Raw genomic sequence first — 14377 nt, 5'->3', positions numbered from 1 at the left:
TAACTTCATGATCAACCGGGGGTTTGTCCGAAACGGCCCAGCCCAGCACGAAGGGCATGCCGGTGACGTAGCCGCAGGTCAGACACCGCGCAGGTTTGCCCGCCAGGCCGCTGGGGACCCGGGGAGGCATGGCAGGAGCAGCAGCGGAACAGCGCCGGCTCGCCACCGTCGTGGAGAGCTGGCTCGGACGCCCAGTCCTGATCGTCGGTGACGCCATGTTGGACGAATGGCGGTTCGCCGACTCCGACCGGCTCTGCCGGGAGGCGCCCGCACCGGTCCTCACCCTGCGTCGGCGCATCTCCGCCGCCGGTGGGGCCGCGAACACCGCGGTGAACGTCGCCGCCCTCGGCGGCCGGGCAGTGCTGGTGGCACCGGTCGGCGCCGACGTCGCCGGGGACGAACTGCACGACTGCCTGGACCGCGCGGGCGTCTGGGACCGCACTGTCAACCAGCCCGGGCGGCCCACCCCGGTGAAGCGGCGAATGTTGGCCGGCAACCAGATCCTGCTGCGTGAGGACTCCGGAGATCCGGAGGACGCCCTGGACCACGACGGGGTGTCCCGGCTGCTCACCGCCCTGAGCTGCGCGACCGAGGAGTTGCGCGCCGCAGCCGGTGGGGAGGCACCGACCCTGGTGGTCTGCGACTACGGCCTGGGCGCGCTGCCCGCGCCGGTCCGCGCGTGGCTGGTCGAGAACCGCCAGCGGTACGCCACCGTCGCGCTGGACGCCCATGACCTGGCCGACTGGCGGGGCCTCGCGCCGACAGTGGTCACCCCCAGCTTCGCCGAGGCGACCCGACTGTTGGCCCGGGCGGGCGGTACGACCCGACCGACTGGCGGAACCGAGTTGCACCTGGAACACCCGGACGGCGACCCGACCGACGGGCCGTCGGAGATGACCGCGGGCGCGGCCCCGGGCGCGGTACGCGCCGACGACGTCACCGTCCCGGACCCGGCACAGGACCGCAGTCCCGGGCCGGTCGGTGAGCCCACCCCGGGCGAGGGACGGGTGGCTCTCACCGGTGACGGGCTCAGTGTCACCGGCACCGGCGTCACGGTGAACACCCGGGCCGGAGAGGGCGTCGACCGGGCCGTCCTGGCCGAGTCGCGGCTGGCCGAACTGCGTGCGCACACCGGCGCAGACGTGGTCGCGGTGACCCTGGACACCGAGGGCGCGGTGGTCGGCGGCGCCGACGGGGAGCCACGACGCAGCCACAGCACCCCGGTGCCGGCGAGCCACGCCGTGGGTGCCGGCGACGCGTACCTGGCGGCGATGACGTTGGCCCTGGCCGCCGACGCGCCCCTGCCCACCGCAGCCCAACTGGCCCAACTGGCGGCCACCATCACCGTCTCGGACACCGGCACCTGCGTGTGCCGGCGGGACGACCTGCTCGCCGCGCTCGACCAGCCGACCGGCACGACGAGCCACCCCGCGCTCGTCGGCGGCGACGAGTTGGACGCGATCGTCGCCGAGTACCGCGAGGCGGGACGGTCGGTGGTCTTCACCAACGGCTGCTTCGACGTGCTGCACCGCGGGCACGTGCGCTACCTGGAGCAGGCCCGCGCGTTGGGCGACCTGCTCATCGTGGCGGTCAACTCCGACGACAGCGTACGACGGCTGAAGGGCCCGGACCGGCCGGTCAACCCGGTCGAGGACCGCGGCGCCCTGCTGGCCGCGCTCGCCTGTGTGGACCACGTGGTGGTCTTCGAGGAGGACTCACCCGCCGCGCTGATCGAGGCGGTCCGACCCGACGTGTACGTCAAGGGCGGCGACTATCCGCCGGAGCTGGTGCCGGAGGCGCCGCTGGTGCGCCGGCTGGGCGGTCAGGTGCGCACCCTGGGGTACGTGCCGGACCGGTCCACCTCCGCGATCATCGAGCGGATCCGGTCACACAGCCAGGACCCGTCGCCACACATCAACGACCCGTCGCTCAGCTCCCGCACCCAGGCGTCGTGAACCGCCCCCTCGACCCCGGCGCCCCGGAGGAGTTCCGCGCCGACCGGCTGGTCGACGTGCTGATTCCGACCCGGAACCGGCCCGCCGAGCTGGCCGTCACCCTGGGTGGGCTCGCCGCCCAGGACGGCGTACCCGGCTTCGGCGTGGTCGTCAGCGATCAGTCCGACGGGGATCCGGCGTACGCGCATCCCGCCGCGGCCACAATGGTCCGGGCGCTGCGCCACCGGGGTCACCCGGTGCTGCTCACCCGCCGGCTGCCCCGGCGAGGGTTGGCCGAACACCGCGCGTACCTGCTCGCCGCCTCGGCCGCCCGGTACGTCCTCAGCCTCGACGACGACATCTGGCTGGAACCGGGTGCGCTGCACCGACTGGTCACCGCGATCGGTGAGCTGGGCTGCGGGTTCGTCGGCAACGGCGTGCACGGGCTCTCGTACACCGATGATGTGCGGCCGGAATCGCACGGCCACTACGAGGAGTGGGCGGGCACGCCCACACCTGAGCGGATCCGCCCCGACACCCCGGAGTGGAACCGGGCCCGGATCCACTCGGCCGCCAACCTGCTGCACATCACCGAGCAGTTGGCGCTGCCACCGGGTGCGTGGCGGGCGTACAAGGTTTCCTGGATCGGCGGGTGCGTGCTCTACGACCGCGCCAAACTCGTCGACGCCGGTGGCTTCGACTTCTGGCGTCGGGTGCAGGAGAAGCACCAGGGCGAGGACGTGGCCGCGCAGCTCGCCGTGTTGTCCCGCTACGGCGGCGCGGGCATCCTGCCCAGCGGCGCGTACCACCTGGAGTCACCCACCACCGTCACCGACCGGGACGTGGAGGCGTGGGAGGTCGTCCTCGCCGACGAGGACACCCCGCGGCCGGCCTGAACTACTGGGTGAGCAACTCCCGGGCGGCTTCCAGCACCTCGATCACCGGAACGTCGGTGACGAACGAGTCCCGGTGCGGGCACTCACCGTCGCCGGGCCGGTGCGGATAGATGCCCGGTGTGCAGTCGACCCCGCAGACCGGGCAGTGCACAGTCCAGGAGCTGATCGGCCGGTGCCGGCCCCGCAGCGGGCTGGCCCCGTTGATCAGGTTGCCGACCCAGAAGATGCCCACCGTGGGCGTACCCACCGCCGCCGCCACGTGCAGCGGGCCGGTGTCGTTCGAGACGACCAACGCGCAGTCGGCGTAGCAACCCAGCAGCCCGCCGAGGCTGAGCGTGCCCACCTGCGGTCGCACCGGCACCCCGGCCGCCGCGACGACCCGGTCCACCACCTCCTGCTCGGAGGGCGTGCCGGTGACCAGCACCTCGTAGCCGTCCCCGTGCAGCGCGCGGGCCACCTCGGCGAAGCGCTCGGCGGGCCACCGGCGGCGGGTGTCGGTGGCGCCCGGATGCAACGCCACCCGGGGGCGGCCCGCGGGGCAGAGCACCCGGGCGGCCTCGGCCCGGTCGGCGTCCGTCACCGCCAGCGTCGGCGTGATGGTGGTGGCCGGTGCTCCCGCCAGCGCCACCACCTCCAGGTAGCGGATCACCTCGTGCTGGTAGTAGACGTAGCGGAGCCACCGGTCCAGCGGCGGCGCGTCGTCGGCGCGCAGGCCGACTGTCAACCGGGCGCCAAGCCGACTGATCAGCGGGTTGGAGTTGGCGCCCCCACCGTGGATCTGCACCGCCACGTCGAATTCCGCACCGGTGGCAACGGCCAGGAAGTCGTCCATCGACGACTCCGGCTCGCCCGCATCCGGGGTACGGATGCCGGGCGTCGGCGGCACCACCAGCACCCGGTCCACCGGGCCCGGCCGGTCGCGCCAGAGCTTCGCGTGCCACGGCGCACCGAGCAACACGATCTCCGCCGAGGGGTACGCGCCGCGCAACGCGTCCAGCGCCGGCAGGGCGAAGATGAAATCGCCGAGCGCGTTGGCGCGCAGCACGGCGATCCGCCGCACGTCGGGAAGGCGCTCGGCGGTCGGGCCGAGCACGGAAGGGCTGACCATGCGGCCCGCTACGGCCGGTCGATCTCGCCGGCGGTGTCCGGGCGGTGCAGCTCCCGGTCCGCGGCGGGATCGGCAGGCATCGGCGTACCCGTGGAAAGATCGCCGGAGCGCGGCCCGGTGCGGCCCACAGTGATGGTGCGCGGCGCGGGCCGCGTCGCCCGAGGTAGACGGACCCGGAGCAGACCGTGGTCCATCACCGCGTCGATGGCGTCCGGCTCGACCCGCGACGGCAGATTGACCCGGTACTCGAAGCCGCGCGTCTCGAAGCCGCCGGGGATGCCCTGGTCGGCGTTGACCTCCGCCTCCGAGCGGGCCCGCACGCACAACTCGAGGTCGTCCAACTCGACGGCCACCTCCTCCGGTGCCACCCCGGGCAGCCGGACGACCACCTCCCAGCCGTCCGAGGTCTCGGTCAGCTCGACGTCGGACGCCCCGGCCCGACCACCGACCAGGCGGCTCAACTCGGAGCGCAGCGACTGCAACTCCCCCATCGGGTCCCAGCCCTGCTGCCGGCCGCCCCGCCACCCCCGGCCGAAGCCACCAAACTGCTGTTCGCTCATCACACCTCTCCGATCCGCTGGGTGGCCGCCGGCGGCCGTAGCGAGCTGGGCGCGTCCAGGCCGGCGTCGCTGTCGACGCCCACACCGAGCCGGTCGACCAGCTCGCCACCGAGCCAGGCGCTGATGCCGAGAATCGCCAGCGCGACCACCTCGATGGCGACCAGTGCCCCGCCCGCGGCCCGGGAATCCGCGTTGAGCCGCACCGCCCACACGGCGGCGAAGAGCAGGATCACCGCGACGTTGGCGCCCGCGTGCAGCAGACCCACCCGCTTGGCGCGGGTGCCGGTCGGGATCGCCAACAGGTCGAACGAGCCGGCCGCCGCGGCGAGTAGGCCGCCGATCAGGCCGACCGTGATGTTCCAGTACGCGACCTCACCGAGAAAGTCCGGACCACCCACGGTGTCCACCACGTCGAACAGCACCGCCGTGGCCAGCAGCGCGACCGGGAACATCACCAGCATCGGATGGACTGGGTGACCCAGCACCTTGAGTCGGCTCTCCATCTCCCGGCCTCCACTGGTCGGCGTCCTGCGAAACGGTCTCGTTTGCGGCGGCGCGTCGCGTGAGGCCGTACCCCCGGCAACCATGCACAAACCTCGCGCTGGTCACGGCGGCCTAGGCTGACGACGGTGGTGCCCGCCACCGGGTCAACGGCTGAGGGAGGACAACGTGACGGTGGAGATCACCTCGCACGAGGAGTTGCGCGAGTTGCTCGGCGTACCGCACGCTCGTGCCGCCAACAAGGAACGCACCCGCCTGCACGAGCGCGACCGCGAGTGGCTCGGCGCCTCGCCGTTCTGTCTGCTCGCCACGGCCGGCGCGGACGGCAGCTGCGACGTCTCCCCCAAGGGCGACCCGGCCGGGTTCGCCCTGGTGCTGGACGACACGACCATCGCCCTGCCCGAGCGGCCCGGCAACAAGCGGGCCGACGGCTACCGCAACATCCTCGACAACCCGCACGTCGGGATGCTCTTCCTGATCCCCGGGCGGACCGACACGCTACGGATCAACGGACGGGCCCGCCTGGTCAGCGACGCGCCCTGGTTCGACGACATGGTGGTCAAGGGGCACCGGCCGGTGCTCGCCGTGGTGGTGGAGATCGAGCAGATCTTCTACCACTGCGCGAAGGCGTTCCTGCGGTCCGCGCTGTGGCGGCCGGAGACCTGGCAGCCCGAGACACTGCCGACCCGGGCACGCCTGATCAAGGAGGTCGAGGCACCGATGGAGAGCCTCGAAGACCTGGAACGGCACTACGGCCCGGAGTACGCCAAGAAGATCTACGTCTGATCCTGGCCCTCGCCGCGCGAGCCGCGTGATGCCGCTCAGGCCGACCAGCCGGCCGGGTTGCCGAACGACTCCCGGGAGATCCCGGAACCGGTATCCGGCCACGACCCGAACCGGTCGTTGTGCAGGTGCGCGAAGAAGTAGCACATGGCTTCGCAGTCGGCGTCCAGCAGAGCCATCGCGGGGTCGGCGAGGACCGCCTCGTAGTACGCCCGTCCCAGGGCCACGATGAAACCTCGGCAGTAGAGGAAGCCGTCGTCCGACCCGTCGGTCACCTCGTGGATGTCCTCCCGATCGAGGTCGTGCAGCTTGCGCTCCACCACCCGGTCGAGATCGGTCAGCTCCTGCCCCGTCAACTCGACGGTCAGCTGCCCGAGGCGGTCCAGGAAGGGATCAAGCCAGGCGTCGATCGCGGAGGACGGGCCGCCATCGTCATCGCCGTGGTCATCGGCGGGGTCACGCTCGACGAGGGCCTGCCGCAGCGCCAAGGGTTCGGCGCCCAACTCGGCCCAGGCCGCCTCGACGAGTGCCCACAGCCGGGCCTCGTCGGCGGGGGTGGGCAGCTTCCCGGGGGCATCGGTGGTCACGGTCACCAGCGGACCATATCGACCACCGCCGACACTTTCGCCACCTCCGCAGACCACCAGATCATCGGGCCTCCACATCGGACGGTCGCCGTGTCGCTGGTCTAGCGTTGCCGTCGTGGACGATGACGGCTGGTTGGCAGAAACCCGTACCTCCTACGACACGGTCGCGGTCAGCTACGCGCGCCTGGTACATGACCTCTTGGCGGGAGCACCGCACGAACGAGCCGCTCTGGCGTCGTTCGCGGAGCTGGTGCAGGGTGCCGGCGGTGGGCCGGTCGCGGATGTCGGCTGCGGACCGGGGCGAATCACCGCCCACCTGCACACACTCGGCGTCGACGCCTTCGGGATCGATCTCTCGCCCGGGATGATCGACGTGGCCCGCCGTGATCACCCGGAACTGAGGTTCGAGGTCGGTTCGATGACCGACCTCGATCTGGCCGATGGCTCGGTCGCCGGCCTGATCGCCTGGTACTCCCTCATCCACATCCCCGACGACCAGATCGGCGCGGTGTTCGCGCACTTCCGGCGGGTGGTGCGTCCCGGTGGGCCCCTGCTGCTCGGCTTCCACGTGGGCGACGAGACGACAGTGAAGACGGAGGGCTACGGCGGCCACCCGATGAACGTGCACGTCCATCGTCGGCAGCCAGCCCAGGTGGCGGCCTGGCTGCGCCGGTACGGGTTCACAGTCGACTCGCAGACCACCGTCACCTCGGCGGAGAGCCGGCTCGGCGGGATCATCGTCGGACGACGGGAGCCCTGAGCGGCGCCGCACTTGCCGAGACATCGCCGGGGCGGCGACCGACTGTGAAACGTGACGAGCCCTTTCGCGATGGGTGGCCCGGGTGGCGGGGCCTTCGACACGGTGGCCAGGGCTTATGCGTCTTATCGTAAGTAAATTCCACTTTCTCCTAAATCTACCTATATGACGCCAAAACCCCTCTCGACCGACCAACCAGTCGAATACGCTACGACTCGCCCAGCCGATAACGGCAGGTGACTAATAGGTAGCTCTGGGTGTATCCGGGGTGGCTCTGGAGGGGTCATGAGCAACAACCGACGGCTGCGGCGGCGACTTAACCACGGCCGGGCCGCTTCCGGGCTGAGTTCCGCCCTACTGGTAGTCGGAATGACGGGTGGGCCCGCAGCCGCAGCCCAACCCGTGGAAGCGAAGCCGTCCGCACAGGACGTGCACGTCGGTACGCCCGGTCCGCTCGGCCAGTACGGCGGGTGGCCCTCAAGCCTCCTAGCTGTCCGCCAAGACAGCGACGGGCCTGACGACTCGTGGGACCAGTACCCCGACGGGCAAACGGACTACGGCCCACAGGGCTGGCAGAGCCCATGGGGCGGCCACGACAAGGACAAGGGGGGCTACCCGCACGGCAAGCGTGGCCCCCAAGGCCCCCAGGGCGCGCAAGGCGACGCGGGCGCACAAGGCGCTACCGGCGCCCAAGGCCCGCAAGGCGACGCAGGCGCGCAAGGCGCTCAGGGCGACGCAGGCGTCCAGGGCGCTCAAGGCTTCCAAGGCGCGACCGGCTCGCAAGGCTCGCAAGGCGACACGGGCGCACAAGGCGCGACCGGCGCCCAAGGCCCGCAAGGCGACGCAGGCGCACAAGGCGCTCAAGGCTTCCAAGGCGCGACCGGCTCGCAAGGCGACACGGGCGCACAAGGCGCGACCGGCGCACAAGGCCCGCAAGGCGACGCAGGCGCACAAGGCGCTCAAGGCTTCCAAGGCGCGACCGGCTCGCAAGGCGACACGGGCGCACAAGGCGCGACCGGCGCCCAAGGCCCGCAAGGCGACGCAGGCGCACAAGGCGCTCAAGGCTTCCAAGGCGCGACCGGCTCGCAAGGCGACACGGGCGCACAAGGCGCGACCGGCGCCCAAGGCCCGCAAGGCGACGCAGGCGCACAAGGCGCTCAAGGCTTCCAAGGCGCGACCGGCTCGCAAGGCGACACGGGCGCACAAGGCGCGACCGGCGCACAAGGCGCGACCGGCGCCCAAGGCACTCAGGGCGACGCAGGCGCGCAAGGCGCTCAGGGCGACGCAGGCGTCCAGGGCGCTCAAGGCTTCCAAGGCGCGACCGGCGCGCAAGGCCCGCAAGGCGACACGGGCGCACAAGGCGCGACCGGCGCGCAAGGCGCTCAGGGCGACGCAGGCGTCCAGGGCACTCAAGGCTTCCAAGGCGCGACCGGCGCCCAAGGCCCGCAAGGCGACACGGGCGCCCAAGGCGCGACCGGCGCCCAAGGCCCGCAAGGCGACACGGGGGCCCAAGGCGCGACCGGCGCCCAAGGCCCGCAAGGCGACGCAGGCGCGCAAGGCGCTCAAGGCTTCCAAGGCGCGACCGGCGCCCAAGGCCCGCAAGGCGACACGGGCGCCCAAGGCGCGACCGGCGCCCAAGGCCCGCAAGGCGACGCAGGCGTCCAGGGCACTCAAGGCTTCCAAGGCGCGACCGGCGCCCAAGGCCCGCAAGGCGACACGGGCGCACAAGGCGCACAAGGGTTCCAAGGTGCACAGGGGGCGCCGGGCGACACAGGCGCACAAGGCGCTCAGGGCTTCCAAGGCGCACAGGGAGCCCAGGGCGACACGGGGGCACAGGGCTCCCAGGGCCTGCAGGGTGCCACGGGCGCCCAAGGGCCCCAGGGCGTGGCGGGCAACGGAATCGAGGCCGCCTACATTCAAGGCCCACTGACGGTTATCGCAGACACCCCTGTCAATTTCGGCTGCGAGCCCGGAGACATTGCTGTCGGAACCGGATATCAGCTCTCGGGGGCAGGCGTCAATCCGGTGCTCATCCAGCCGCTCTCGACCAGTGGCTACCAGTTCACCTTCACCGGCGGAGGTGCCGATATCTGGGTGTCCTGCATTTCACTCGGCACGCCGGTGGCATTGACAGCTCCGTCCAACACGTCGGGCCGGGCGACGTCCAACAGTAGCGGGGCCAGCCGGCCGGACAGCAGGTCGAAGCGCCCCGTTGTCGTCGAGGAGGAGAAATGAGCATGCGCCAGATATTCGGGTCACTCGCCTGCGGTGCGGTCCTGCTGACCGGAGTCACGGCATGCAGCGACAAGCCTGCCGAGAAGCCACAGACGAACAACGCCGGCAACAAGACGAACGGCGACACGGAGACTACGCCGGCGGACCTGCTCAAGCTCGGTGTCGAGCAGGGCCAAGCCGGCAATTTCGACGCGGCGAAGGCCACCTTCGAGAAGCTGCTGGACGTCGAGGCCGACAACAAGTTCGCCTGGTTCAACCTGGGCTACATCGCCCAGTCGCGCAACCAAGCCGACGAGGCGGTCAGCGCCTACGACAAGGCATTGGCGGCGGACGCCAACTACAAGCCTGCCCTCTACAACAAGGCCATCGCTCTGGAAGGTAAGGCACCGACCACGTCGATAGACATCTACCGCAAGGTCGTGTCGATCGATGACAAGTCGTCAACCGCCTACCTCCGACTGGGCACGTTGCTGTCCCAGTCCGGCGAGGACGCGGCGGCGCGGGACGCCTTCAAGGCCGCGATCCGTCTGGACAAGGGGCTCACCTCAGCGGTTCCAGCGAAGTACCGACCGACCCCTACCTCTAAGTCCTCGACTCCGGCGGGTAGGTGATCGGCTCCATGCGCGCACCTCGCGTAACGGTCTTCACGGGGAGCAACCGCACCCGTTTCATCGACGAATGCTTCGAATCCCTCGTCGCGCAGACCTTCACTGACTGGGAATGGGTGGTCATCCTCAATCAGGGGTCGCGTTGGCGGCCCGAGAGGCACGACGATCGGATCCGGCTCATTGTCCAGGACGACCTGAACGGCGTCGGCGCCGTGAAGGGGTACGCCTGCGCCGAGGCTGCCGGGGAAATCCTGGTTGAACTTGACGACGACGATCTGCTCAGCAGCGACTGTCTGCAAGAGATAGTCGACGCCTTCGACTCCAACCCGGAGGTGGGATTCGTCTACAGCGACACCGCGCAGATCCAGGAGGACGGCACCCGCTGTGAAGACCGTTTCGCGAGTTCGTTCGGCTGGCGGCACTACGACGACAAGGTAGACGGCCGCGAAGTGCTGGTCTGCCGGGCGTTGCCGCCGACGCCGCACAACGTGAGCTACATCTGGTACGCACCGAACCACGTACGGGCGTTCCGCCGGGACATCTACGAGAAGGTCGGCGGGTACGACGAGTCGCTCGACGTCGCGGACGATGCCGATCTCATGGCTCGGATGTACCAGGTGAGCGAGTTCCATCACATCCAGAAATGCCTGTACCTCCAACGCATGCACGCCAAGAACACGCAGCGCATTCCAGATGTCAACGCTCGCATTCAGCAGCGCACGGTGGAGATCTACGACCGGGACATTCAACATAATGTGCTGGCCTGGTCGCGACGGCAGGGACTTATGGCGCTCGACCTGGGCGCCGCTCACAACAAGCCGGAGGGGTACCTCGGCCTGGATTACCACGACGGGCAGGGCGTCGACATCGTTTGCGACATAACGAAAGGTGTCGACCTACCGGACAACAGCGTCGGAGTCATTCGGGCGGTGGATTTCCTGGAACACATCCCGGACAAGATCGCGCTGTTCAACGAACTGTACCGACTGCTCGCACCGAACGGAATGTTGTTGTCGCTGACTCCCAGCACCGACGGCCGAGGCGCCTACCAGGATCCAACACACGTGGCGTTCTACAACGAGAACTCCTTCTGGTACTTCACGGACGCCAAATATTCTCGGTTCGTACCTGAAATCACATGCCGGTTCCAGGCGTCGCGGCTGGTCACGTACTTCCCGAGTGAATGGCACAAGGCACACAACATCCCGTACGTCTCGGCGAACCTGATAGCAATCAAGGACGACGCCGTGCGCAACGGTGGCCTGCTGAACATATGACCATCGCGCGGCGGGCACTGCCAGGCGGCGCCCGCCGACCCCTGGGTTGAGTGGCCGGGCTGGGCCTCCACTACGTACTGTCGTCTCGTGGTTGACACCGATGAGGCGATCCAGATCGCGATGCGGTTCCTGGCCCGTCGCCTCGCGGAGCGTCAGGATCTGCGCGAACCACCGAGCGTGCAGGGGGTGACCGTCGAGCAGGTGATGACCGTGACCGGCGCGAGGCCCTGTCACATCGTGAGTTTCGGATGGCCGCTGCGGGTGGCTGTCGATCAGGAAACGGGCGACGCGGACATGCTGCGGTAAGAGATGCCCGTCGGCGGTGACCGTCCTGGGCATCGGCTACTGGCACGTGGATGGCACGGACCACGCGTTAGGGGATCGAGGCCCTAAGCTGTCGCGGTGACTGAGCATGGCGTGATCGATCTCGACGAGCACAACCATGTGCCGGCCGAATCGGGTGCCACCTCCACCCGTCGTGCGGTCAAGAAGGCCCAACTGCGCATCATGGCCGCCTTCCTGGTCGGCTTGCTGCTGGGCGGCATCAGTGTCAACGAGTTGCGAGACCGTCGTGAGCAGCGGGAACGGGCCGCCTCGGTCGCACTCGTCGTCATACCGGGGGCGGCCCGTACCGACGGCGTCGTTACCAAGGACGTCGCCGAATTGGACGGGTCGGTGGAAGTGTCCAACTTTGGCCCTCTGCCGGTCACGATCCGTGCGGTGCAAGCGCAGACATCTGGCGTCCTGATTCAGGACACCGGCCAGTCCCAGTCGCTGCGCCCCGGGAGCACCCGCTGGCTCGACGTCAAGCTGCGGCTTCAGTGCCCGCCCGAAGTCCGGGACGAGCCGTTGCCGATGCGCGTCTCAGTAGAGACAGCCGACAGGAAAGTCAGAGAGTTCGGCTACCCGGTAGACCTGTACCGAAGCGGCTGGCACAGCCAGGCTGGGATCCTGTGCTTGAAAGCAGGTCTGGACTGGTGAGATGTGACAACGGGGCCATGGGCTTGAGGGACGTCCGGCGGCGCTGTCGTGGACCTTGGGAAACGGCGAAGCCCAGGCCAATGACCTGGGCTTCTGTACCGAGCCGCCTGACGGAATCGAACCGTCGACCTACGCATTACGAGTGCGTCGCTCTAGCCGACTGAGCTAAGGCGGCAACGATCAGCAAGTGTACGGCACCCCGGCGGCGCCGCCGGAACGGGATACCCCCATCGCGCCCGCCAGCACCAACCGGACATCGGCCGCTATCTGGACGCTTACCGGACAGCGGATGATCGCGGCCGGGACTACGCTGCGGCGGGTGAGCGACGAACGCGACCACCCCGAACGTCAGGACGAACCCACCGAACGCCCTGACCGTGCGCCGGCCGGTGAACGCGCCGCCCACCGGCCGCGCAGCACCGACCCGCTGGAGCTGGGCTTCACGCCGCGCAAACCGGTGCCGTGGCTGGCGCCGTTCCTGCTGATCAGCACCGGCATTCGGACGCTGCTCGCGGTGCTCTTCGGGGCGTACCTCGACAAGCGCGAGTTGCAGAACGCGTTCGGTGACGGCGTCTTCCGCCAGGTCGGGCCGGACGGCGGGTTGTGGCTCGACTACGTGGCAGACCTGGGTGACGGCTTCAACGCCACGTACTCGGTGGCGTACCTGTTGGCGCAGCCCGAGCTGACCGTCGACGGGCACCGCCTACCCCGGGCACAGACCCTGGTGATGGGCGGCGACCAGGTGTACCCGTCGGCGGCCTACGCCGCGTACGAGGACCGGTGCAAGGGCCCCTACCAGGCCGCCCTGCCGGTGGCCCCGGCCGCGAAGCCCACGCTCTTCGCGGTGCCGGGCAACCATGACTGGTACGACGGCCTCACCGCGTTCCTGCGGTTGTTCGTCCGCTCCCGGGACCGGAACTTCGCAGGCTGGGGCACCGGGCAGTCCCGGTCGTACTTCGCTGTGGAGTTGCCGGCCGGCTGGTGGTTGCTCGGCGTGGACGACCAGTCCGGCTCGTACCTCGACGACCCGCAGCTGGCCTACTTCGACGAGGTGGCCCGGCGGCTCGGCCCGGAGTCCAAGGTGATCATCGCCGCGCCGGCGCCGACCTGGGTCAAGGCCGCCGACAACCCCACGGCGTACGACTCGATCGACTACTTCATCCGCACGATCATCGACCCGACCGGGGCGCGGGTGCGGCTGCTGCTCTCCGGCGACCTGCACCACTACGCCCGCTATTCGGGGCCGGACCGGCAGCTGATCACGTGCGGTGGGGGCGGCGCCTACCTCTACCCCACGCACAAGCTGCCGGAGCGCATCGAGGTGCCACCGCGGGACACGCTGGCCCGCAAGGCCAGCTCCACCCAGCCGTACGACCTGGTGGCCCGTTACCCGGACGCCGCGCGGTCCCGTCGCTACGGCTGGGGCATCTTCCGGCGGTTGCCGTTCCGCAATCCCGGCTTCACCACGTTGCTCGGCACCCTGCACACCCTGCTGATGCTGGCCATGGCGGGTGCGACGGCGAACTGGGCCGACAGCACCGACCAGCGGCTGTTCAGCGTCCCGCTGGTGGTGATGGTGCTCGTGACCGTGCTGGCGGCGGCCCTGTTCGCCAAGCCGCCGAGCGCGAGCGGCAAGCGTCACGCGCGGCACTGGATCCTCGGCGTCGGCCACGGCGTGGCGCAGGTGGCCCTGGGGGCGGCCGGCACCTGGGCGTGGTTGGCGCTGCCGTTCTACGACTGGCCGTGGCCGCTGCCGGCAGCCGCCGCGGCGGTGCTCTACGGCCCGGTGATCGGTCTGGTCGCAAGCCAGCTGGTGGCGGCGTATCTGCTGGTGGCGGGCTCGTTCGGGGTGAACGTCAACGAACTCTTCGCCGGCCAGGGCATTGAGGACTCCAAGTCGTTCCTGCGGCTGCGCATCGACCCGGACGGCACGTTGACCATCTACCCGTTGGGGGTGGACCGCGTCTCCCGCGACTGGCAGGTAAATCCCGACCAGTCCCCCACTGAAAGCTGGCTAATCCCCAAATCCCCCCTAACCCCCCACCTAACCGAACCCCCCACAGTCCTGCGCTAAACCCACCCCACCCCACCCCGCCGCTCCGTTGATCATGAAGTTATTGCCCCGACACGCCGCTGAGGGTGGCAATAAC

General features: G+C 69.8%; 14 protein-coding genes and 1 tRNA gene. 10 read left to right on the top strand and 5 right to left on the bottom strand.

Annotated features, from left to right (window positions below):
- Window positions 1-128: 128 nt before the first annotated feature.
- Complete coding sequence (gene rfaE2, locus KBX71_RS29895) at window positions 129-1955, top strand: D-glycero-beta-D-manno-heptose 1-phosphate adenylyltransferase (RefSeq protein WP_210821110.1); 1827 nt, start codon at window positions 129-131, stop codon at window positions 1953-1955.
- A complete protein-coding gene (locus KBX71_RS29890) occupies window positions 1952-2830 on the top strand; it encodes a glycosyltransferase family 2 protein (protein ID WP_210821109.1) in 879 nt (292 codons plus the stop codon). The genes rfaE2 and KBX71_RS29890 overlap by 4 nt, the downstream gene beginning before the upstream one ends.
- Before the next feature lies 1 nt (window position 2831).
- Here KBX71_RS29890 and KBX71_RS29885 read toward each other — a convergent pair whose 3' ends face one another.
- The 3 genes from KBX71_RS29885 to KBX71_RS29875 are packed head-to-tail and all read right to left on the bottom strand — an operon-like array spanning window position 2832 to window position 5001.
- Window positions 2832-3938, bottom strand: a complete 1107-nt coding sequence (locus KBX71_RS29885; RefSeq protein WP_210821108.1) for a glycosyltransferase family 9 protein — start codon at window positions 3936-3938, stop codon at window positions 2832-2834.
- Between the two features lie 8 nt (window positions 3939-3946).
- On the bottom strand, window positions 3947-4498 hold the full coding sequence (locus tag KBX71_RS29880) for an Hsp20/alpha crystallin family protein (RefSeq protein ID WP_210821107.1): 552 nt from the start codon (window positions 4496-4498) through the stop codon (window positions 3947-3949).
- Complete coding sequence (locus KBX71_RS29875) at window positions 4498-5001, bottom strand: DUF2231 domain-containing protein (protein ID WP_091395370.1); 504 nt, start codon at window positions 4999-5001, stop codon at window positions 4498-4500. Before KBX71_RS29875 ends, KBX71_RS29880 begins: the two co-directional genes overlap by 1 nt.
- Window positions 5002-5167: 166 nt before the next feature.
- Between KBX71_RS29875 and KBX71_RS29870 the strand changes: the two genes are divergently transcribed.
- The gene (locus tag KBX71_RS29870) at window positions 5168-5785 is read left to right on the top strand and encodes a pyridoxamine 5'-phosphate oxidase family protein (protein ID WP_210821106.1); all 618 of its coding nucleotides are present in this window, start codon (window positions 5168-5170) and stop codon (window positions 5783-5785) included.
- A gap of 35 nt (window positions 5786-5820) precedes the next feature.
- Here the strand turns inward: KBX71_RS29870 and KBX71_RS29865 are convergent, their stop codons facing one another.
- Complete coding sequence (locus KBX71_RS29865; RefSeq protein WP_307847386.1) at window positions 5821-6375, bottom strand: DUF4240 domain-containing protein; 555 nt, start codon at window positions 6373-6375, stop codon at window positions 5821-5823.
- 109 nt (window positions 6376-6484) lie between these two features.
- Here KBX71_RS29865 and KBX71_RS29860 point away from each other — a divergent pair, with 109 nt between their 5' ends.
- From KBX71_RS29860 to KBX71_RS29835, 6 genes are all read left to right on the top strand, one after another.
- Window positions 6485-7129, top strand: a complete 645-nt coding sequence (locus tag KBX71_RS29860; protein ID WP_124816358.1) for a class I SAM-dependent methyltransferase — start codon at window positions 6485-6487, stop codon at window positions 7127-7129.
- Window positions 7130-7411: 282 nt separating this feature from the next.
- Window positions 7412-9361 carry a spore surface glycoprotein BclB gene (locus KBX71_RS34450; protein ID WP_210821104.1) on the top strand — a complete coding sequence of 650 codons (1950 nt, stop codon included), beginning with the start codon at window positions 7412-7414 and terminating at the stop codon, window positions 9359-9361.
- Complete coding sequence (locus KBX71_RS29850) at window positions 9358-9972, top strand: M48 family metallopeptidase (protein WP_210821103.1); 615 nt, start codon at window positions 9358-9360, stop codon at window positions 9970-9972. The genes KBX71_RS34450 and KBX71_RS29850 overlap by 4 nt, the downstream gene beginning before the upstream one ends.
- Window positions 9973-9980: 8 nt before the next feature.
- Window positions 9981-11246, top strand: a complete 1266-nt coding sequence (locus KBX71_RS29845) for a glycosyltransferase (protein ID WP_210821102.1) — start codon at window positions 9981-9983, stop codon at window positions 11244-11246.
- Window positions 11247-11333: 87 nt separating this feature from the next.
- A complete protein-coding gene (locus tag KBX71_RS29840) occupies window positions 11334-11552 on the top strand; it encodes a hypothetical protein (RefSeq protein ID WP_210821101.1) in 219 nt (72 codons plus the stop codon).
- Window positions 11553-11648: 96 nt separating this feature from the next.
- On the top strand, window positions 11649-12227 hold the full coding sequence (locus tag KBX71_RS29835) for a hypothetical protein (protein ID WP_210821100.1): 579 nt from the start codon (window positions 11649-11651) through the stop codon (window positions 12225-12227).
- Window positions 12228-12328: 101 nt separating this feature from the next.
- Here the strand turns inward: KBX71_RS29835 and KBX71_RS29830 are convergent.
- Window positions 12329-12402 (bottom strand) — tRNA-Thr (locus KBX71_RS29830).
- 12 nt (window positions 12403-12414) lie between these two features.
- On the opposite strand from KBX71_RS29830, the gene KBX71_RS29825 reads away from it, so the two are divergent.
- Entirely contained in the window at window positions 12415-14301 is a 1887-nt protein-coding gene (locus KBX71_RS29825; protein WP_374102666.1) for a metallophosphoesterase, read from the top strand.
- Window positions 14302-14377: the final 76 nt, after the last annotated feature.

The sequence above is a fragment of the Micromonospora sp. D93 genome, assembly GCF_018070365.1.
Lineage (GTDB): Bacteria > Actinomycetota > Actinomycetes > Mycobacteriales > Micromonosporaceae > Micromonospora > Micromonospora ureilytica.
This window is presented reverse-complemented; position numbering and strand designations above follow the sequence as displayed.